14 protein-coding genes are annotated in these 20,179 nt (G+C 63.4%); 11 read left to right on the top strand and 3 right to left on the bottom strand.

All coding sequences use genetic code 11. The annotated features are described in order from the left end of the window. The first annotated feature begins 1 nt into the window (after position 1). The 3 genes from VT84_RS11480 (at position 2) to VT84_RS11470 (ending at position 2,788) form a co-directional block, all read left to right on the top strand. A complete protein-coding gene (locus VT84_RS11480; RefSeq protein WP_082839606.1) occupies positions 2 to 1,438 on the top strand; it encodes a DUF1501 domain-containing protein in 1,437 nt (478 codons plus the stop codon). Positions 1,439 to 1,736: 298 nt separating this feature from the next. Continuing rightward, positions 1,737 to 2,426, top strand: a complete 690-nt coding sequence (msrA, locus tag VT84_RS11475; RefSeq protein WP_082839605.1) for a peptide-methionine (S)-S-oxide reductase MsrA — start codon at positions 1,737 to 1,739, stop codon at positions 2,424 to 2,426. A 50-nt stretch (positions 2,427 to 2,476) separates the two neighbouring features. Continuing rightward, positions 2,477 to 2,788, top strand: a complete 312-nt coding sequence (locus VT84_RS11470) for a helix-turn-helix domain-containing protein (protein ID WP_052561192.1) — start codon at positions 2,477 to 2,479, stop codon at positions 2,786 to 2,788. A 16-nt stretch (positions 2,789 to 2,804) separates the two neighbouring features. Here the strand turns inward: VT84_RS11470 and VT84_RS11465 are convergent, their stop codons facing one another. Further along, on the bottom strand, positions 2,805 to 4,550 hold the full coding sequence (locus VT84_RS11465) for a cation:proton antiporter (protein WP_082839604.1): 1,746 nt from the start codon (positions 4,548 to 4,550) through the stop codon (positions 2,805 to 2,807). Positions 4,551 to 5,183: 633 nt separating this feature from the next. Here VT84_RS11465 and VT84_RS11460 point away from each other — a divergent pair. The 6 genes from VT84_RS11460 (at position 5,184) to VT84_RS11435 (ending at position 15,905) form a co-directional block, all read left to right on the top strand. Next, the gene (locus tag VT84_RS11460; protein ID WP_052561195.1) at positions 5,184 to 6,278 is read left to right on the top strand and encodes a DHH family phosphoesterase; all 1,095 of its coding nucleotides are present in this window, start codon (positions 5,184 to 5,186) and stop codon (positions 6,276 to 6,278) included. 143 nt (positions 6,279 to 6,421) lie between these two features. Further along, complete coding sequence (locus VT84_RS11455) at positions 6,422 to 7,105, top strand: hypothetical protein (RefSeq protein ID WP_052561197.1); 684 nt, start codon at positions 6,422 to 6,424, stop codon at positions 7,103 to 7,105. A 58-nt stretch (positions 7,106 to 7,163) separates the two neighbouring features. Then, entirely contained in the window at positions 7,164 to 8,315 is a 1,152-nt protein-coding gene (locus VT84_RS11450) for a S49 family peptidase (RefSeq protein WP_082839603.1), read from the top strand. A 468-nt stretch (positions 8,316 to 8,783) separates the two neighbouring features. Beyond that, positions 8,784 to 9,248 carry a TraR/DksA family transcriptional regulator gene (locus tag VT84_RS11445; protein ID WP_052561200.1) on the top strand — a complete coding sequence of 155 codons (465 nt, stop codon included), beginning with the start codon at positions 8,784 to 8,786 and terminating at the stop codon, positions 9,246 to 9,248. Positions 9,249 to 9,331: 83 nt separating this feature from the next. Beyond that, the gene (locus tag VT84_RS11440) at positions 9,332 to 10,588 is read left to right on the top strand and encodes a S1C family serine protease (RefSeq protein ID WP_239465781.1); all 1,257 of its coding nucleotides are present in this window, start codon (positions 9,332 to 9,334) and stop codon (positions 10,586 to 10,588) included. 544 nt (positions 10,589 to 11,132) lie between these two features. Beyond that, on the top strand, positions 11,133 to 15,905 hold the full coding sequence (locus VT84_RS11435; RefSeq protein WP_082839602.1) for a glutamate synthase-related protein: 4,773 nt from the start codon (positions 11,133 to 11,135) through the stop codon (positions 15,903 to 15,905). Positions 15,906 to 16,391: 486 nt separating this feature from the next. Here VT84_RS11435 and VT84_RS38390 read toward each other — a convergent pair whose 3' ends face one another. Both VT84_RS38390 and VT84_RS38385 read right to left on the bottom strand, forming a co-directional pair. Further along, complete coding sequence (locus tag VT84_RS38390) at positions 16,392 to 17,291, bottom strand: hypothetical protein (RefSeq protein WP_157469433.1); 900 nt, start codon at positions 17,289 to 17,291, stop codon at positions 16,392 to 16,394. Next, positions 17,288 to 18,145: a hypothetical protein gene (locus VT84_RS38385; RefSeq protein ID WP_157469431.1), complete on the bottom strand. Its 858-nt coding sequence runs from the start codon at positions 18,143 to 18,145 to the stop codon at positions 17,288 to 17,290. Before VT84_RS38385 ends, VT84_RS38390 begins: the two co-directional genes overlap by 4 nt. 98 nt (positions 18,146 to 18,243) lie before the next feature. Between VT84_RS38385 and VT84_RS11425 the strand changes: the two genes are divergently transcribed. After that, a complete protein-coding gene (locus tag VT84_RS11425) occupies positions 18,244 to 18,564 on the top strand; it encodes a hypothetical protein (protein ID WP_082839600.1) in 321 nt (106 codons plus the stop codon). A 78-nt stretch (positions 18,565 to 18,642) separates the two neighbouring features. Then, positions 18,643 to 20,115 carry a protein adenylyltransferase SelO gene (locus VT84_RS11420; RefSeq protein ID WP_082839599.1) on the top strand — a complete coding sequence of 491 codons (1,473 nt, stop codon included), beginning with the start codon at positions 18,643 to 18,645 and terminating at the stop codon, positions 20,113 to 20,115. Positions 20,116 to 20,179: the final 64 nt, after the last annotated feature.

Genomic DNA, 20,179 nt, shown 5'->3' with positions numbered 1-20,179 from the left:
CATGACCACACGCGAATTCTCTCGCCGCGAATACCTGCGAGCCATGACCGCGGCCGGCCTCGCGACCGTCGCGGGCGGCGAACCGCGTCTGCGTGCATCGGACCCGGTCGCGCACCCCAAGCCCACTGCCGATACGTGCATTCTCCTTTGGATGGCCGGCGGAATGGGCGCGCCGGACACCTTTGATCCGAAGCGCTACACCAAGTTCGAGGTCGGCGTCCCGGTGGACAAGATCCTGTCCACGTTCCCGGCCATCGACACGGTCGTGGACAACATCAAGTTCACCGAGGGGTTGGAACACATCGCGAAGGTGATCGACCGCGGCACACTCATCCGGTCGCACGTGGTCGCGGACCTGGGCAACATCCTGCACTCGCGCCACCAGTACCACTGGCACACCGGGTACGTCCCGCCGCAAACGGTCGCGTGCCCGCACATCGGGGCGTGGATGGCCCGCGTGCTCGGCCCGCGCAACCCCGCCATCCCGCCGTTCATCAACATCGGTCAGCGGCTCGAAGGGCACGGCGAGTCGGAAGAACTGAAGGCGTTCACCACGGGCGGGTTCTTCGGCACCGAGTTCGGGCCGTTCAACCTCCCCTTCCCGGACGACGCCGTGAACGCGGTCCGGCCGCCCAAAGGCATGACACCCGAACGCTTCGCCGCGCGGCACGCCAAGTTCAAGGAGTTGCTGAAGGCTTCTCCCGTGGGCGAGATGGCCAGCGACCACCACCACGAGTCGATGCTCAAGTCCATCGAGAACGCGCACCGGTTGCTCACGAGCAAGGAGCGCGACGCCTTCGACATCACCAAAGAGCCGAAGGCGAGTTACGACAAGTACAACACCGGGCGATTCGGGTTGGGGTGCCTGCTCGCCCGGCGCCTAGCAGAGTCCGGGGCGCGTTTCATCGAGGTGACGACCGAGTACGTGCCGTTCCTCCACTGGGACACGCACGAGAACGGCCACACCACTTACACTCGCATGAAGAAGGAAATCGACCGCCCCATCGCCCAACTGATCCTCGATCTGGAACAGCGCGGGATGCTCGACCGCACGCTCGTCGTACTGGCGAGCGAGTTCAGTCGGGACATGATGATCGAGGGCGTACCGGGCAGCACGGCGAAGGACCAGTCCCTCGCGAAAGCCGAAAAACTCGGCGAACTGAAGCACTACGGGCTGCACCGGCACTTCACCGGCTCCGGGTCCGTGCTGATGTTCGGCGGCGGGATCAAGAAGGGCCTACTGTACGGCGAAACGGCGGCGGAACGCCCCCTCGTTACCACGAAGAACCCGGTTAGTATTCGCGACCTGCACGCGACCATCTTCCACGCGATGGGGATCTCGCCGAAGACCGCGTTCGACGTCGAGAAGCGCCCGTTCTACGCGACCGAAGACGGTAAGGGGAAGCCCGTCATGGACCTGTTCGCGCGCGGGAAGTGATTCACCGACCCAACGGCTTGGTGAACCCCGCGCAAGGGCGGTGGGTGTGGCTTATTGCTGGGTTGGAAGAAACCCGCCGCCCTTGCGGGCGGGTTCACCAAGCCGTTGGGCTGCCAGGAAGCCATCGACACGGGTGCCCCGACAGGACAGAGACTGTCCGTGAATCCCGCCCTTGCGAGCGACGGGTTGCTCGACTGTCAACTCCCTACAAAAGTCTGTATCTCCCACGAATAGACACCCGATCCGCCCGGGCGGATAATGGAAGTGCGGCGCACCAGTTACCAACCGGTATAATCCCATGCGAGCCACGCTGATGTGGGCTGTTCCGCTCGTGCTGGTTGTCGCCTATTTGCTGATCGCAAAAGTCATTACCCGCGAACCACCAATGGCATCGGAAAACTTCCCAGTCCTCGATCCCGACGACATCGGCGCAACGCCAGCCGCTCCCGCGACCACTGAAGTGGCCACCTTCGGGTCCGGGTGCTTCTGGTGTACCGAGGCCGTGTTCTTACAGATGAAGGGCGTGCAGAAGGTCGTGTCCGGCTACAGCGGCGGGCACGTTCCCAACCCGACCTACGAGCAGATCTGCACCGGACGCACCGGCCACGCGGAAGTGGTTCAGGTCACGTTCGACCCGTCCGTGGTGTCGTTCGCGGAACTACTCGAAGTGTTCTGGCGGTCGCACGACCCGACCACGCTGAACCGGCAAGGGCACGACGTCGGCACGCAGTACCGGTCCGCCGTCTTCTACCACTCCGAACAGCAGAAGCGGCTCGCCGAGCGGTACAAGGCGAAGATCGACGCGGCGGGCGTGTTCTCGGCTCCGATTGTCACCCAAATCGTGCCGTTCACCGAGTTCTTCTCCGCGGAAGCCTACCACCAGGACTACTACGCCAACAACACGCAGCAACCGTACTGCCGCGCGGTCATCGGCCCCAAGGTCGAGAAACTGCGCAAAGTGTTTCACGACCGGCTGAAGGGCGAGTAACGTTTGGTTTTCCGGAGAAACGCGGAACAGAAAGCAAACGCGAGGTGACGATGACCCTGGCGAAGAAGAAAACGACGCCCGCGTTCCGGGCACGCCTCCGACAGTTGCGGGACGCGGTCGGGATCTCCCAGGTACGAACCGCCAAGATCGTGGGCGTTCACATCGCGACGTACATGCGCTGGGAGCGCCTCGGCGAAACCGAACCGACGTTCTCGCAACTGTGCGTGCTGGCCGACACGTTCGGGGTCACGCTGAACGACTTCGTGACCGAAGCTCCGCCGGCCGAAACACCCGAACCGGAACCGGTGGCCAAAGCACCCAAGAAAAAGCCCGCCCCGAAAAAGGCAAAGGGCAAGAAGTAGCTCCGCAAACCAACCGTTAGCCTTTCTTCTCCTCGGAAGTCGTGTCGCCGAACAAATCCGTTCGGACCCGCTCGCGCTCACGGTCGATTTGCTCGGGCGCGGCACCGAGTTCCCGAAGCACGGATTCGGTCATCGCCAGAGCCACCTCTCCCTCTCCCGCGAACACCTCGTCCGCGCCGGCCTTCCGCAAATCGGCGCGCTCGCGCAAATAGGCCGACCGCGCTAGCACCCGAATCGCCGGGTTCAGTTCGCGTGCCAGCCGAACCACTTCCTCCGCGCCCTTTAACCCGGACGCACTGAGGATCAAGCTCCCGGCCTGGTCCAAGCCCGCTTCTTTCAGCGTATCCTGGCGCGCGGCGTCGCCGTACACCGCCGCGATGCCTTCGGAACGCAGCCGCCGGACCGTTTCCAGGTTCATTTCGATGATCGTGGGTACGATCCCGTTCTCCTTGAGGAGCCGGGCCAGCGTGCGCCCGACCGGGCCGTACCCGATGACCACTGCCCGGTAGCGCGGGTCCGATTCCTCCGGCAGCACGGGATTGGTCCCACCGGGTCCGCGTCGGCGCGAGTTCAACAGGTGCCACAACCGCGGACGAGCTGCGGCCCACGCTTCGATCGGCCCAACAGCACGATAGAGGAGCGGGTTAACCGAGATCGAGACGATCGCCGCCGCAACCAGCGCGCTCGTGGCCTCGTCGGGCAACACCTTCAGCTTGGTACCGAGCGCGGCCAGGATGAACGAGAACTCGCCGATCTGCCCGAGCGCCACGGCCACGGCGATCGCGATCCGCACCGGGTACCCGAGGAGCAGAACGATACCAATGGCCGCGAGCGGTTTACCGATCATGACGACCGCGAGCGTCGCCAGCACTACCAGCGGGGCGTCGATCAAGTAGTGCGGGTCGAACAGCATCCCGACCGAAACGAAGAACAGCACCGCGAACGCATCGCGCATCGGGAGCGCGTCGGACGCGGCCCGGAGGCTGAAGTCGCTCCGCCCCACGATCATCCCCGCGAGGAACGCACCGAGGGCCATCGACACGCCGAACAGCATCGAAGAGCCGACCGCGATCCCCAGCGCCACAACGAGCACGGTCAGGGTAAACAGTTCGCGCGACCCGGTATCGGCCACCCGGTTCAGGAGCCACGGAATGACGCGCCCGCCGACTGGCATAGCAACGGCGATCAGCAAGCCGATTTTGACCACCGCCAGTCCAACCGCGAGTGCGAGTCCGCCTTCCGAGTTCCCAAATAGGGGCGGGAGCAGAACCAACACGAGCACGGTGAAGATGTCCTCGACGACCAGCCACCCGATCGCGATGTGCCCCGTCGGAGTGTGGAGCTCGTTGGCATCCGATAGCACCCGCGTCAGCACCACGGTACTCGCAACCGACAGCGCCAACCCGAACACCACACCGGCCGAAGCCCCCCACCCCAGCGCTAGCGCCACAACCGCCCCCAGCACGGTTGCCACCAAACTTTGAACGATCGCACCAGGAAGCGCGATCCGGCGGACCGCGAGTAACTCATCGAAGTGGAAGTGAAGCCCGACTCCGAACATGAGCAAGATGACCCCGATTTCGGCCATCTGCTCGGCCAGGTGTTTATCCGCGACGAAGCCGGGCGTGTGCGGCCCGACCACGATACCAGCCAGTAAGTAACCGACGATGGGAGAGAGGCCGATCCGGTGTGTGACGTAGCCGAACGCCAGCGCTACAGTGAGCCCGAAGGTCAGAGTGAGTATCAATTCCGTGTCGTGCATAGGCCCACGTGTACCGTATGGCAAAACGAATGTGTATCGGAAACCGATCCCGACATGGGACCAAATCCTGGCCGCGCTGTCCAAATGCTGAACACACGAATCTGCCCTTAATAACCGGGGATTCGCCCAGCGGCACTCGAAATTAAGCCGTAAACAGCCAGAATTCGCGGCCCGTAACGCACTAGTGCAAACGAGTTGCCGACCCTCAAAAGAGTGCAAAATACTGAACCGGATAGCGCCCCTCTGAGCACCACCCGGTTCGTGGCGCAACCGACAACCGTACCGCCAATTGAAGCCGCCTGTTCATCGCGGCACCCGAATTGCTCGTGTATCCCTCTAATGCCGGCAGAGCGCAGCATGCCCGGACGAAATGTTTGGTAAGTTCGCGAAGCCAAATATGACACGTGAGGCTTCGCGTCAACAAAGTATCACATTCGGCCGCACTTTGCGTGCAACCGCAACTACCGATTAATCAACACCTTCGGCGAATATCGGCGCGGGAATCTTCATCCGCGCTTGGCAACACGAACCCCGCGAGGTAAAACGGTACCGGGCTTTGGAAGGCCCGTCGCCCCTCCCGACGGACCCTTCACACGGATCGTGACGGGCCGGACGTTAATGAGGACGCCACCCATGGCGCGTCGAAGCGCCGACCCCGAGAGTACCAGCACGAAAACGTCTTCCGGTTTACGCAGGTCGGACCGATTCTTGCTCGGTCTCAACTCGTTCGATCGGGTCGTTTTCGTCTCCCACGTTCAACCGGACCCGGACAGCCTGGGCAGCATGTTGGGCCTGGCCCACCTGGTCGAAACCCGCCTCGGTAAGCCCACCCTCATCACCCGCGACGGTCTCATCAGCCGGGCCGAGAACCGGGCACTCGTCGATGTTCTCAACCTCGAACTCGTACCCGTCGAAGACGTCGCGTGGGGGCAGAACGATGCGGTCGTGATGGTGGACAGCCAACCCCGCACCGGGCGCCACACGTTCCCCGATTCGGTCCCTCTGTTCGCGGTCATCGACCACCACGACACCCCCGGCGACCTCGAAGGCGTCACGTTCACCGACATCCGCGCCACGCACGGCGCGACCTGCACGCTCGTCACCAAGTACCTGCTCGAACAGGGCGTGACGATCCCGGAACGGGTCGCGACCGCCCTGCTCTACGGCATCGAGACGGAAGTCACGGGGTACCCGCGCGAGGCCAGCCCCGCGGACGACGCGGCGCTCATCGTCCTGTACCCGATCGCGGACAAGGACGTGATCGCGCAGATCCGCAACGCCCGGCTCCCGCACAGCTACTTCGAGTGTACCCTCCAGGCGATGCAAAGTTCGTTCATTTACGACCGCCTGCTGCTGAGCTGGGTGAACCCGCTCCCGCTGCCGGAACAAGCGGCCGAAGTCGTGGACTTCATGATCCGCTTCGATCAGGTGGATTACGCGGTGTGCGGCGGCGTGTACGAAGACTCCCTCATCCTCTCCGTGCGCGCCTCGATCGAGAACGCACGCGCGGGCGAGATCTTGCGCCAGGTTGTGGGCAAACTCGGACGCGCCGGCGGGCACGACCGGCGCGCGGGCGGGAGCATCCCGCTTTCGAGCACCGCGCCCAGCGCCATTGAGGACATCCAGGCCGAACTCCGGCGCCGGTTCCTCAAGGCGCTCAAGATCGAGGACACGCGCGGCCAGCGCCTCGTCCCGCTCCGCGACATGCTCCAGAACTTGCAGTCGTAAATTCCGAGATGGGTTCGTCCCGATCGCCCCGGTGACGCTTAATTTTGAACTCGAACCCGACTCGGTGCCGGCAAACCGCACATCCCCGAACGACCGGGCTTCCCTCGCGCCCGGTCGTTCGCCTCTTGTCGGGAGGTCCATCCGTGAGACACGCACTCGTACTCGGGTTGACCGCGTCGCTAATCACTCTTGCCCCGAGCGCCCCTGTCCCGCCGCGCGACGAGCGAAAGGAACAAGAACAGGCCCTCGAAGTCATCAAAAAACTCGGGGGCGAAGTGTTGTTCGATTACCAACAAGCGGACCCGACCAAACCGAACGTATTTGATCCCAAAGCTACGCCAGAAAGACCCGACGCATTCCACCGGGTCGTCCAGGTCGGCCTACGAAAAACGAAAGTGACGAACGACGACCTCACCGTCCTGCGGCTTCTACCCCATCTCAAGAACGTCGACCTGAGCGAAACCCAGATAACGAGTAAGGGCCTCGCACACCTCAGTTCACTGAAAGACCTCCGCGTACTCGCGCTTTGGAAAACGCACGTCGACGATGAGGGTTTAGCGCACCTCAAGGGGCTTACGAAACTCTGGCAGTTGATTCTCGACGAAACCAAAATTACGGACGAGGGGCTCCAGCACCTCAAAGATCTCACCGAATTAGAAGAGTGGCTCGGGTTAGCGGGCACGAAAGTGACGGACGACGGGCTCAAGAACCTAGAAAAGCTCACCAAACTGCGATCCCTGAACCTGCGTCAAACGGGGGTCACGGACCAGGGTGCGAAAAAGTTACGGGCCGCTTTGCCCAAAACAAACATCTCGGTCGGCCCGTAATCACTGTTTGCCGCCCCAAAGAACCATCGCCCTTACCCGAATAGCCGAACACTCCCACATGTCTACCCCCGCACCCACACCGAGCGCTCCACCCGCGAAGTCCACTTTGCGGAGCGGATGTTTGCTCCCGGTGGCGGTGCTGTTCTTTCTGCTCTCGGTCCTCGTCAACGTCGTGTTCCTGCTCGGCTACACGGGCGCAATCAGCGACCCGTTGGCCGAAACGCCCGATACCCTCAACGAGCAGTTTTACCTCGGGGACACCCACGCACGCGACAAGGTCGCGATCGTCCGCGTGAGCGGGGTCATTACCGACGGCGGGATCGCGTACCCGGTTCAGCAACTCCGTGCGGCGGCCGCGGACCGGCACGTCAAAGTCGTGGTTCTGCGCGTCGACAGCCCCGGTGGAACCGTCACCGCGAGCGAAGAACTCTACCAGTGCATCCTGAACTTGCGGGACAACACCGGGCGCCGATTCCCCGGCACCGGTCCCAAACCGGTCTCGGTGTCGATGGGCGGACTGGCGACCTCCGGCGGGTACTACATCGCCACCGCCGGGAACCCAATCGTCGCAGAGAAGACGACCATTACTGGCTCCATCGGCGTGTTCGCCGCGTTACCCAACGTCGCGGGGTGGGCGCACAAGAACGGTGTGAAACTCGAACTCGTGAAGGCCGGCGGCATCAAAGCGAGCGGGTCGTTTTTCCACGACCTCGGGCCGGAAGAACGGCAAACGTGGCAGGACACCGTTGATAACGCCTACGACGAGTTCCTCAAAACGATCGCGGCCGGCCGACCGGGACTTAACCCGGATGCTCTTCAGCACGAACCCGTGATCCAGCGCGTGGTGCAAGAGCGCGACGAGAAGGGGAACCCGAAACTCGTAAACGGCAAAGCGGTCGATGTGAAATACACCCGTGTTCGGGCCGACGGAGGAACGTTCACCGCGCAACAGGCCCATCAGTTCAAATTGATCGACGGAATCGAGGATCTGCCCAACGCGATCCGCAACGCGGCCGTCCGCGCCGGGCTGTCGAGCTTCAAGGCGATCGTGTACGAGCGCCCCCAGGGGCTGGTCGAAAAGCTAACGGGTGTGAAGGTTCAAGGGCGCGGAGGTGCGTTCGAGATTCGGGACGTTAGCGCTAACTTGACACCGCGTCTCTGGTACCTTGCGCCTACCGCCGACGCCGGATTGCTTGCCCCGAATCCGTAATCCGCTACAGCGATCTGCTCAATTCTTGGACACTTGTCGTTCTTTTGGCCGGCCTAATCACATTGGACAGTTGGTTGCCATCCACGAAATGGGTCGCGTTTTGGCTGGCCCTGAATTTGGGTGCTATCATTCGCACAACACTCACAGCGCCAACGAAATATCGCGTTCCTCGTCTGAAATCCTGAAACTGTTTGCGGTTGACGACGATCTTATTAGTAGTAGGCCGCGTCGCTTCAGCAGTCTCGGCACGCTCTGTGCAGGAAAATTTCGCTCCAGCCTACCCTTCCGGGGCGGTTTAGTGAAAGATGCACCGGGTAAGCCACCTATAGTACTTGTCGTCGGGAAAATAGAACTGCAACGGGGCGATTTCGCTTCGGAAATTTCTAGATCCCGTTGAATCGAATTTAACCCAATAGGCTCCAACGGTTATGGCCGAACGGATGCTGAGGACCTGGGAGGTACACCACAATGGCCCGCCAAGATGCTCTCCTGAGACTGCATAAGAGCTTGATCGCCCGGCGCACCGAACTCCGGAAGCGGCTCGGGCTCGAACTTGAAGAACTTGCACACATCAAGCACTCCTCCGCTTCGGGCGACGCGGCGGACGCGGCGTTCGACGCGAGTGGGGAAGAAATTTCTTCGACGCTTGCCGAACTCGAAGCGAAAGAGTTGGCCCAAATTGAACGCGCCCTCCGGCGCCTCAAGGCCGGCACCTACGGCAAGTGCGAAGTGTGTGCGATCAAGATCCCCGTCGCCCGGCTCAACGCGCTGCCGTTCAGCACGCTGTGCGTGAAGTGCCAACGGGAAATGGAACTCGACGGCGGTTGGGCCGCCGACCACGTCGGCACCGACTGGGGCCGGATCTCGGACGGCAACCCGATGGAAGACCGCGAGTTCCGGCTCGCCGACATCGAAAGTGATCTCGGCAAGTAACGCCGTTTAGACGGATTACACCGAGTCCGCGGCCTTTACAGGCTGCGGGCTTTTTTCGTTTTGTGCCTGGAGCAATTCGCCGATTGCGCAGTTTCGCCCGGAGGGTGCTCGCGCGCCGGGAGTGCGGGAGAGTAAAGTGGAAGCGGTTGAACGGGCTCGGGTGCCCCAAGCGCCCCGCGCCGGGCCAGTTTTCACTCAAGGCGGACGTCATGCGCAGGCAACTGCTACTCGTGGTCGGGTTTATGGCGTGCTCGTTCCTCGGTGGGCTGGCGGCCGAGTCTCTGGTGCGCGGAGGGAGCGCGTCGGCAGAGCCCGGTCGAGTGCTGGCGCCGATGGACACGACGAACGGGGCAGGCCTTCCCCACGATCGATTCCAGGCTGTCATTCAGCAAATCAGCCGATCTGTCGTGGCCGTGGACGCGGTAAAGCCTGCCTCCCCCGGTGCGAGCAAGTCGGACCCGGTTGAGGAATCCGGCTCCGGCGTGATTGTGAAATTCCCCGGTACGAACGGTGTGGTCGTCGTCACGAACTACCACGTCGTGGGTGCGGCCTCGCCCGGGAAGGTGTACGTCACGCTCTCGGACGGCCGGATCGTGCAGCCGGCGCGGATCTGGGGCGACCCGGAATCGGACCTCTCGCTGCTGAACATTGACGATACCAGCCTCCCCGCCGCTGAACTCGCGGACAGCGCCCGCGTGAAGCGCGGACAGTGGGTGCTCGCGTTCGGCAGCCCGTTCGGGCTGAACCAGACGGTGACGCACGGAATCATCTCCGCGACCGACCGCGGGCAGATTTCACTCGGTTCGACGATCCGCATCAAAGAGTTCCTGCAAACCGACGCCGCGATCAACCCGGGGTCCAGTGGCGGGCCGCTGGTCGATCTCGACGGGCGCGTGGTCGGCATCAACACCGCGATCGCGTCGAAAAGCGGGAACAACAGCGGAGTGTCGTTCAGCATTCCGGCGAACTTGGTGAAGCGGATCGGGAGCCAGCTCATCGAAAAGGGTGCGGTGACACGCGGGTACCTCGGCGTTCAGCTCGCGAGCGCGATCGAACCAGCGGAGGCTCTGCGGCTCGGCTTGAACCGCGTGAGCGGCGCATTGGTGGAGATCGTTCACCCGAACACGCCCGCGGCGGCGGCCGGGTTTCGAGTGGGCGACGTGGTTCTGCGGATCGAAGACGTGGACCTGCGCGACGAGAACCACCTCATCAACGTCGTGTCCGCACTGCCCCCCGGTCAGAAGGTCAAACTAACCGTGTGGCGCGACCGGAAGGCCCTGGAAGTGGAAGTCGTCGTGGGTGACCACGGTGGTCAAAAGGTTCGGGCGAACAAACCGTAAGCGGGCCGCACTGTACCAACGAAAAAAGGGCCGCCATTCGTGGCGGCCCTCAGCGTTTGTTCGGTCACGAGTCCAAGCGAATCGATCGGAGTGAGCGTTCTGCGCGGGTGTCTAGCGGTGGGGTACGGGACTTACTCTTCGTCCTTGCGGTTGTTACGCAGGAACAGCATCAGTCCGATCAGCACCAACAGGGCGACGAACATCGCACCCATCGTGTACCAGCTGCTCAAAAAATCCATGATCGGTTCCCTTTGGTTAAGCCCGTTTTGGGCGGCCAAGATAAACAGCGGGCGCGGTTTCGACACGCACAAATTTCGGACGACCCGTCCGCCGGGCTGTTAAAATCAAACGTGTTCTACTCGCCGGTTCGATCCGCTGCAAGCGGCCCCGCAAAAATCTTTCATTTCTCAGCATTACGAACTACTTGCCACCGGCCCCCCCGCGGGCGAAGATGAACCGTTGCCCGCCACGGCATTGTGGCAACTGTTAGAATTTTTGACATCAAGACATCTCCATCTCCCCCCAGAAACAGGTGAAGGCGCCGATGAACGCGACCGGTCTGGAACGGGTCCGCAGTGGCAACCTCCTGTACACCGACGACGTGGGCCGCGACGCCTGCGGGATCGGCGGCATCGCCGCCCGGGACGGGAAACCGTCCGCGGAACTGCTCCGAAAAGCCGTCGGCGCGCTCAAAGCGATGGAGCACCGCGGGGGCGTGTGCGGCGACGCGGGCGACGGGGCCGGGCTGCTGTTCGCGACCCCGCAGGCCTTCTTCAAAGAAGAGGCGAAGCGCCTCCGATTCGACGGCGCGCGCGACCTGCGCCCGGAAGACACGATCGCGGTCGGGGCGCTGTTCATCTTCGAGTCCGATCCCGCGCGTGCGGACGCGGCCCGCACTCTGGTGCGAGAGGCGCTCGCCGGCGGCCCGGTGAAGTTCCTCGGGTTCCGCCCGGTCCCCGTCAACGACGATGTGTTGCCGGCCAAGGCGCGGGCGACGCGCCCGACCGTAATCGAGCACGTGCTGTTCAAAGTCGAAGGTGACACGACCGCGGCCGACCGGTGGCTCGTGCGGGCGCGCCTCGAAGTGCGCGAGCGCCTCGCGAGCGCCAAACTCGCGGCCTACGTCGTGTCGCTCTCGGCGACGCTCGTGGGCTACAAGGGGCTGATGACGAGCGGCCAGCTCGCAGACTTCTACAAGGACTTCACGAGCCCCGGGTTCGAGACGGGCGTCGCCACGTTCCACCGCCGGTACAGCACGAACACGTTCCCGAACTGGACGCTCGCGCAACCGTTCCGACTCACCTGTCACAACGGCGAGATCAACACGATCCGCACCACCCGCAACGCGGTGTCCGCGTTCGCGCGCGGGCTGCAACCGCCGCTCCCGGGCGGCGACCTGCTGACACCCAAGATGAGCGACTCGGCCAGCCTCGACGAGTGGGTCGAGTACCTGATGCGCGAGCAGAACTGGAGCCTCCTGCGCGCGCTGCGGCTCTCCGTGCCGCCCGTGTGGGACACCGAAGCCGACGTGTGGGGGCAAGAGGCGTTCGACCTCTTCACCTACTACCGGCGCGCGTTCGGGAGCCTCGCCGCGTGGGACGGCCCCGCGGGTATCATCGGGACTGATGGGCGCATGCTCGTCGGGCTGGTGGACCGCATGGGGCTGCGCCCGGTGCGCTGGTGCTCGGACAGCCGAGGGTGGCTGTACATCGGCAGCGAGTCCGGGGTGTTCGGCCTCGACACGACCACGATCGTCGCGAGCGGGCAGCTCCAGCCGGGGCAGATGATCGCCCTCGACACCGAAACCGGCGAGCGCCTCGACAGTTACCAGATCATGGCCCGCGTAGTAACCGAAGCACAGAGCGAACTCGGCGACGTGCGCGACCTGAACCGTCGGCAAATCATCATCCCCGAAGGGTTCGACTACACGCGGCAAACGGACGACACCGTGGGCGCGATGCTCACCGACCGCTCGTGGTCCCTGGACCACTTGCTCCAGGCCGCGGGCTGGGACTTCGACCGCGCGGTGTTCGTGCGCGAAATGGCGAAGCTCAAGAAGGAGCCGCTGTCGAGCATGGGCCACGACCGCGTGCTGACCGTGTTCAGCGCGCACCACCCCACGCTGTTCAAGTACCTGCAACAGACGTTCGCCGAAGTAACCAACCCGCCCATCGACCCGTACCGCGAGGGCGGGGCGATGTCGCTGACGACCTACCTCGGGCGCGGGCCAAAGAGTTCCGAGTTCCACGTTCCAGGTTCCAAGCTCCAGAGCGGCCAGGATAGTTCCTCCGAATTTGGAACGTGGAACTCGGAACCTGGAACTTTGCCCGTGAGACAAATGGAGCTCCCCTCCCCCGTCATCTCGGACGCGATCGTCGAGGAGATCCGACAGAACGAGGTGCTCGGCTTCAAACTGCTCGACGCGACGTTCCCGCTCCAGGGCGGCACGGACGCGCTGCGATCGAGCCTCGTCGCGCTCCAGAGCGCGGCGGAGAAGGCCGTTCACGACGGGTACCACGTGCTCTGCCTCTCCGATAAGGAAGCGTGCAAGCGCGGGATCTTCCCGATCCCGTCGCTGCTCGCGCTCGGCGCGGTCCACCAGTACCTGTGCCGTCAGGGGTTGCGCGACAAGTGCAGCCTCATCGTGCAGGCCGGCGACATCCAAGAGGGCCACGACATCTGCTGTCTGGTCGCGTTCGGCGCGGACGCGGTCCACCCGTACCTGATGCTGCGTCTGGTGAAGGACGGGCTGACGTTCAAAGACCCGGACTCGAAGCAGGAACTCAAGATCGACGCGCGCGAAGCGCTGGAGAACCTGTTCGCGGCGCTCGAAGACACGATCAAGAAGGTGATTTCCAAGATGGGAATCACCACCATCGAGGGGTATCGCGGCGCGCAACTGTTCGAGGCTGTCGGGTTCGGCCCGGACCTCATGGCGTTCCTCGGCGAGTTCCCGAGTCGCTTGGGCGGCATCGGGTTCGCGGAACTGGTGGACGACGCCCAGTGGCGCGTGCAGCAGGCCGAGAAGATGACCGTGCTGGGCCGCAATCGCGACTATCATGCTTTTAATGCGAAGGTGCGAATGGCCCTCCGCGACGCGGTGAAGGAGGCCCACCCGGAACCCGAACAGGGTGGCGGGGAGATGGCCTACACCGCCCCGCCGGGCGACGACAACCCCGGCGCGTCCCAGCGCGTCGCCGACAAGTTCGTCAAGTTCACGGACATGGTGAACACCCGCGTGCCCACGGTGCTGCGCGACCTGTTCTCGGTCGAGCCGGTCGCGCAACACACGCCCCTCGCGGACGTTCAAGCCGCCGGCCCGATGATCGCGGACCACTTCCGCGGCGCCGCGATGAGCCACGGCGCGCTCACGGGGGCGTCGCACATGACGATCGCCGCGGCCGTGAACGAACTCGGCGCGACGAGTAACTCGGGCGAGGGCGGCGAGGCCCGCTGGCGCAACGACCTCCCGGAGCGGGCTTACGGCGCGTTCTGGGAGAAGGTCCGCGCCCAGCGCGTCGCGCACCCGGAGATCTACACCCTGGATGGCGACATCGCGAAGAGCCGGTTCCGCAGTCGCATCCGGCAGATCGCGTCCGGCCGGTTCGGGGTGGACGCCGAGTACCTGGTGAACGCGGACGAGATCTCGATCAAGATGGCGCAGGGCGCGAAGCCCGGCGAGGGCGGTCAGTTGATGGGCAAGAAGGTGACCACCGAGATCGCGGAGATCCGGTTCGCCAAGCCCGGTACGGACCTCATCAGCCCGCCGCCGCACCACGACATCTACAGCATCGAAGACCTCGCGCAGCTCATCTACGACCTGAAGGCGGTGAAGCCCGGTATTCCGGTGTCGGTGAAGCTGGTCGCGGTGGAGAACATCGGGACCATCGCGGTCGGCGTGGCGAAGGCCGGGGCCGACATCATCGAGATCGACGGCATTGATGGCGGCACCGGCGCCGCGATGGTGTCGAGCAAGGAGCACGCCGGGCTGCCGAGCGAGATGGGCCTCGCCGAAGCGCACCAGGCGCTCGTGGTGAATGGGCTGCGCACGAGCGTGAAACTCCGGGTCGGGGGCGGGATCAAGAACGGGCAGGACGTCATCAAGTACGCCCTGTTCGGCGCGGACGAGTTCAGCTTCGGCCAGGGATTGATGGTGTCCGTCGGGTGCATCGTGTGCAAGTCGTGCCACATCCCGAACTGCCCGACCGGGATCACGGGTAGCCCGGAGATCTTCAAGGGGCACCCGGAGCACACGAAGGCGTACCTGCACGCGGTCGCACACGAAGTCCGGGTGCTGTTGTCCCGCATGGGGTTCAAGCACATCTCCGAGATCACCGGGCGCTCGGACCTGTTGATCCCGCGCACGGACCTCAAGGAGAAGCACCCGCGCGCCGCGCTCTTGAACCTCGCGAAGTTCATCCAGCCCGACATGGCCCTGTCGCGGCTCGCCGAAACGCACCCGCAGACGCCCCCCGGCCGCGGGCTGTGCGACATCACCGGGTCGCTCAACGACCGACTGTTCGCTGCGGCGTTCGACGCGATCGACACCGCCCAGAACGCGGACCTCGTGTTCCGGGTGCGCAACTCGGACCGCGCGGTAGGGGCGACGGTGGCGGGGCAGATCGCGAAGCTGTACGGCCGCGAGGGGATACCGAACCACCGCAAGATCAAGGCCCGGCTCGAAGGCGAAGCGGGCCAGAGCTTCGGCGCGTGGTGCATCAACGGCCTCGACCTGGAGCTGCGCGGGTTCGCCCAGGACGGCGTCGCGAAGGGCATCTCCGGCGGCACCGTGGTCGTCACGCTGGACTACACCGTCAGCACTTACGGCGGCGAGATCCAGAGCGTGGCCGGCAACAACGTGGGCTACGGGGCCACGGGCGGCACCATCTTCGTCGGCGGGCGCGCCGGGCACCGGCTCGGCATCCGCAACTCGGGCGCGACGATCGTGGCCGAGGCCGCGGGTAAGTATGCGTGCGAGTACATGACACGCGGGAAGGTGCTCATCCTGGGGCCGGTCGAGAACGAGATCGGGTCCGGGATGACCGGCGGTGAGCTGTTCATCTTCGACCCGAAGACGGACGTCCCCGCGAAGCTGCACGGCAAGAGCGTGACCGTGATCGATTGTGCCCACGTCGATTACGAGTGGATGCACCCGCTGCTGCACCAGTACTTCGCGCGGACCGGGAGCCGTCAGGCCGAGTACCTGCTGAAGAACTGGGCCGACGTGCGCCGCGGTCGCCGGTTGCGAAAGGTGCTGCCGCTCGCGGTGGCGCGCGCGATGGAAGACCTCAAAACGGCCGGCACCAACGCAGGCTGATCGATCCCGCGCCCGGTTCGTGTGTTCGCCATCGAATCGGGCGATTGAAACGATGATTTGTGGCCCTCAATCTCCGTGCGCCGCGCTCGAAAACGGGTGCGCGCACGGGGGCTAACAATTGCTAACGTTTCCCGATCCAAACACCCAACCGGACCCGATAAACTCATCTAACCTATTGTCATTTCAGAATTTCCGGCATCGCTTCTCATTTTCAGCAGCCGCGCCAATTGCTAACAATCACTAACATTCCCGTGGTTTGAAGTCGTGTTTGGAGCCCCTCGACACCCGCAATCACTCACATCACTCCAGTATTGAACGGTGCCAATATTCCGCCAACACACCATATTTAATCAATTGTATACTAGTGGACGAATTTTGCAACCAATTCCAACCTGAAAACACGAATTTGTTGCGGAGATTTGTTTCGGGAATGGCGCAGCGAGGGGGGCTTTCGACCCCCTCGCTGCGGTGACCGTTCTGGTGAGGCTATTTCAGCGGAAACGTGCTTTCGTCGTGCTCTTCGGTTTCGGCGGTCGATTCGTTCGGCAAGTCAGTGAGAATGTTGTCGGTCCACCATTCCGGGGGAGGTCCGTCCCACATCGGCCCGAACACGGTCGGAGGTACCGGCGTGTCGTCCGTCCACTTCTCTTTTTCAGCCAATCGAGTTAGCCGGTCAAAGTCACGTGCAGGTGCCGCAAGGTGGCCGATCGTGCCCAACGTGACAACTCGACACAAGCTGTGCATAGCCGCGTCCGCAGCAGCAGCAGCACCGCGGACAGTGGCCGTGTCTGCGGCAACGACATCTGCAGCGTAGCGAGCGGCCGTGGCGTGAGATGCTGCATACGTTGCGGCGTCTGCATCGGCAACGGTATCCACGGCGTAACGGGCTGCGGCCGCAGCGTAGGTGGTAGCGTCGTTCCCAGTGCGAGCCGTTGAAACGTCGGCCGCAGCCCGAGCGATGGCGTAGACACCGGCACGGGCGTCATCAATGTCGGCACCTTCTGCAACACGCACAGCGCGGTCCAGCGTTTGCAGATGCTGTTTTGGTACATTGACCCAAAACTTGTTTACGATCGGAAGCACACGACGAGCACAGCGAGCCGCAAACGCCACGCGCGCCCAACGAGGCAGTTTTGCGATCTCCTCCGCGCCCGGAAGCAAAAAGCGATCTGGGTCAGTCACAGGCTTAGGTGCCCAACCCGCCGTAACCACTAATTCGGCTTCTGCCATCGCAGCGTGGTATGCACGAGGATCGTTCCACGCTTCGTCCAATCGTTGAAGATCGGCATCGGAAATAGGTGGTGGCACTCGTCCCGTCGCGAGCCCCGCTGTTACGCAGCCCTCATACGTCTCGTCACTGTAACTGGGATTTTCAAACTTGCTCATGCAGAGAGCTCCATCACGGTGAGTTGCCGCGCGGCAACACCATCAGGATACTCGAAGTACACGAGATCTTGGTAGTTCGGATCGGGACCGATTCGAGTCATCCCGCACCGCCCCACGTAGAACGCCTCGGCTTGTGGCAGACCGTGTAAACCGACTCGACCACCGGCTGCAGCACCAAGACTCATTCGGATCGCCTCACCAATCAACAGCGTACCAACACGGGTGAACCGCGGAACGCGCACAGCCGGTGCGTTTCGATCCTGTGGCACCCGGTAATTCCACGGCGCAACTTCCACATAATCGACGTACAAAACCCACGCATTCGGGGTAAGAACCGACTTCCGAAGGAGGTTCTCGACTGCCATCACTCCTTGTATCTGCCCCTCGCATTCAACAGTGACAAGGTTGTGCCGGCGGGATCGGGGCTCGGCCTTGTCCGTCCATTGCCAATGAGCGCTCTCTAGCGTCTCGCCGTGCGCCCGGAGTTCGGCTGCCAGTTCTTCACGGGCACGTTCCCACTGCCGCTCGATTACTCCGAGGGAGTCAGACGTTGCTGGAAACCCGCGTGTGAGGGTAACCGGGACGTACCCCGGTGGCGGGAGGTAAGTACCGACCAACCGCGGAGGCGGATTGAATGGACGCGGAGGGTTCGGCGACGGGTTCATGGGCAGGAATTCCGACCTTCGCTGGAACGGTCTCTGAAGACGTTTTACCGATGGTCGGCGCGCATCGCAAGATAACGCACCCGATTGCACCGCCCGCTGGGATAATCCCGGAGCCTTGACCTTCTCGTGAATGAGTTTGACGAACTGTTCGAGGAACTCGAAATATTCCGTTCCCACGATCTCCTTCACGCGGCGTGCCGAAGCCCACGTAAAGTAAACCGTATCTGACCAACGGGAAGTTCCGCGCCGCTGGCGCCGCTTCACAGTTGAACCCGCAGGAGCCGAGCATGGACGTCTTCCGATTCGTGAAGCGCGCAATGAAGAGCAACGACCCGACCCGCCGGTACATGCTCGTGACGGGCGACGGTACCCGGGCCGGGGACATTGAGGTGATTCCACCGGCACATGGCACAGTTCGGCTCGATGTAGTTCTGCGCCCGGTTCTGTCCGATGCCGCACGGGAAGACGCCCTGAACACGACCCGCCGGTTCCTGGACGAACTGGCCGGCGGATGGGGCGTGCAGTTGGACGAAGAATCGGGCGCGAGCGGGTTGGAGGAACAGCCGGACGGGAACTTCCGAGTCCAGATCGAGTACCGCGCCATTTGACCGATACACGTCCCGACGAACCCATTCCCTGCGTGCAACTATCTACAATTGGATGGCGTACTTCGCGGGAGAAACGGAATGGGCGGCTCGACGGCACCGGGTGAACATCACGCCTCCACAAACTGGCGGTTCGACAACACGTATTCGCGACTACCGGACGCGCTCTTTGCCGCGGCAGAGCCGGTCCAAGTACGGGAGCCGCGTGTAGCGATTCTGAACCACAAATTGGCGGCTGAACTCGGCCTCGATCTCGGCGCGTTGGGGGAAGAAACCGCTGCGGCGCTGTTCGCGGGCCAAGACCTGCCGCCCGGCTCCAAACCCATTGCACAGGCTTACGCCGGGCACCAGTACGGCGGGTTCACCATGCTCGGCGACGGCCGCGCTATTCTGATCGGCGAGCACCGCACGCCGTCGGGAATACTCGTCGACATCCAGTTGAAGGGGCCGGGGCGCACGCGGTTCTCGCGCGGCGGGGACGGGCGTGCTGCGCTCGGGCCGATGCTCCGCGAGTACGTCATCAGCGAGGGGATGGCGGCACTGGGCGTACCCACGACGCGGAGCCTGGCGGTCGTCACCACCGGCGAACCGGTTTACCGGACGACTCCGCTAAAGGGAGCCGTCCTAACTCGTGTGGCCGCGAGCCACATCCGGGTCGGCACGTTCGAGTACGCGGCACGCCGGGATCAGGAACTGCTACGGGCACTGGCCGACTACACCATCGAGCGGCACTACCCGGAGCTGGCTGGCGCGCCGCAAAAGTACCTTGCGTTCTTCCGCGCGGTCGCGGATCGGCAGGCCGCGCTCGTTGCTCGCTGGATGCTCATCGGGTTCGTTCACGGGGTGATGAACACCGACAACGTGGCGATCTCCGGGGAGACGATCGACTACGGCCCGTGTGCGTTCATGAACGCTTACGATCCCGCAACGGTATTCAGCTCGATCGACAGCGGCGGCCGGTACGCCTACGGGAACCAGCCCAACATCACACAATGGAACCTGGCCCGGTTCGCCGAAACCCTGTTGCCACTCATCGATTCCGACCCGCAGAAATCGATCCCGGCAGCCACGGAAGTGCTGGAAGAGTTCCCGGCCGTCTTCGAGCGGTACTGGCTCAACGGGATGCGGAAGAAGCTCGGCCTCCAGACCGCAGAAGCCACAGACGCCGAGCTGATCCAGAATCTCCTCGGCTGGATGCAGAAGACCCGCGTGGACTATACCAACACATTCCGGGATCTGTCCTCGGTGGCAGAACCAGTCGGCGTGCAGTATCAGGACGCGGGCTTCCGCGTATGGTACGCGCGGTGGCAGGAGCGGCTCGGCGATCAGAAGAGTGAAGCGGTCGCGCTGATGCGAACCGTGAACCCGGTTGTCATCCCGCGGAACCACCAGGTCGAGGAAGCACTGGCAGCAGCCGAAGAGCGCGCCGACCTGTCGGTACTGCACCGGCTACTAGACGCGCTGGCGACGCCGTATGACGAACAGCCCGAACACACTCAGTACCGAGAACCGCCTACCGACGAGTCCGGCTATCGGACATTCTGCGGGACGTAGTACGAACTACGAGCGTGCCCTCTCACTCGCCGGGATCACGTGGCTCCGCCTGCTCTATCGATGT

The organism is Gemmata sp. SH-PL17 (assembly GCF_001610855.1).
In the GTDB taxonomy this organism is placed as follows: domain Bacteria; phylum Planctomycetota; class Planctomycetia; order Gemmatales; family Gemmataceae; genus Gemmata; species Gemmata massiliana.
Note: the sequence above shows the minus strand (reverse complement) of the source record. Positions and strands in the feature narration are given on the sequence as shown.

What these genes read in the sequence shown, in the direction of transcription:
- VT84_RS11480 (WP_082839606.1), top strand. Translation starts at nt 2, where the DNA reads ATGACCACACGCGAATTCTCTCGCCGCGAATACCTGCGAGCCATGACC.
- msrA (WP_082839605.1), top strand. Translation starts at nt 1,737, where the DNA reads ATGCGAGCCACGCTGATGTGGGCTGTTCCGCTCGTGCTGGTTGTCGCC.
- VT84_RS11470 (WP_052561192.1), top strand. Translation starts at nt 2,477, where the DNA reads ATGACCCTGGCGAAGAAGAAAACGACGCCCGCGTTCCGGGCACGCCTC.
- VT84_RS11465 (WP_082839604.1), bottom strand. Translation starts at nt 4,550, where the DNA reads ATGCACGACACGGAATTGATACTCACTCTGACCTTCGGGCTCACTGTA.
- VT84_RS11460 (WP_052561195.1), top strand. Translation starts at nt 5,184, where the DNA reads ATGGCGCGTCGAAGCGCCGACCCCGAGAGTACCAGCACGAAAACGTCT.
- VT84_RS11450 (WP_082839603.1), top strand. Translation starts at nt 7,164, where the DNA reads ATGTCTACCCCCGCACCCACACCGAGCGCTCCACCCGCGAAGTCCACT.
- VT84_RS11445 (WP_052561200.1), top strand. Translation starts at nt 8,784, where the DNA reads ATGGCCCGCCAAGATGCTCTCCTGAGACTGCATAAGAGCTTGATCGCC.
- VT84_RS11435 (WP_082839602.1), top strand. Translation starts at nt 11,133, where the DNA reads ATGAACGCGACCGGTCTGGAACGGGTCCGCAGTGGCAACCTCCTGTAC.
- VT84_RS38390 (WP_157469433.1), bottom strand. Translation starts at nt 17,291, where the DNA reads ATGAGCAAGTTTGAAAATCCCAGTTACAGTGACGAGACGTATGAGGGC.
- VT84_RS11425 (WP_082839600.1), top strand. Translation starts at nt 18,244, where the DNA reads ATGGACGTCTTCCGATTCGTGAAGCGCGCAATGAAGAGCAACGACCCG.
- VT84_RS11420 (WP_082839599.1), top strand. Translation starts at nt 18,643, where the DNA reads ATGGGCGGCTCGACGGCACCGGGTGAACATCACGCCTCCACAAACTGG.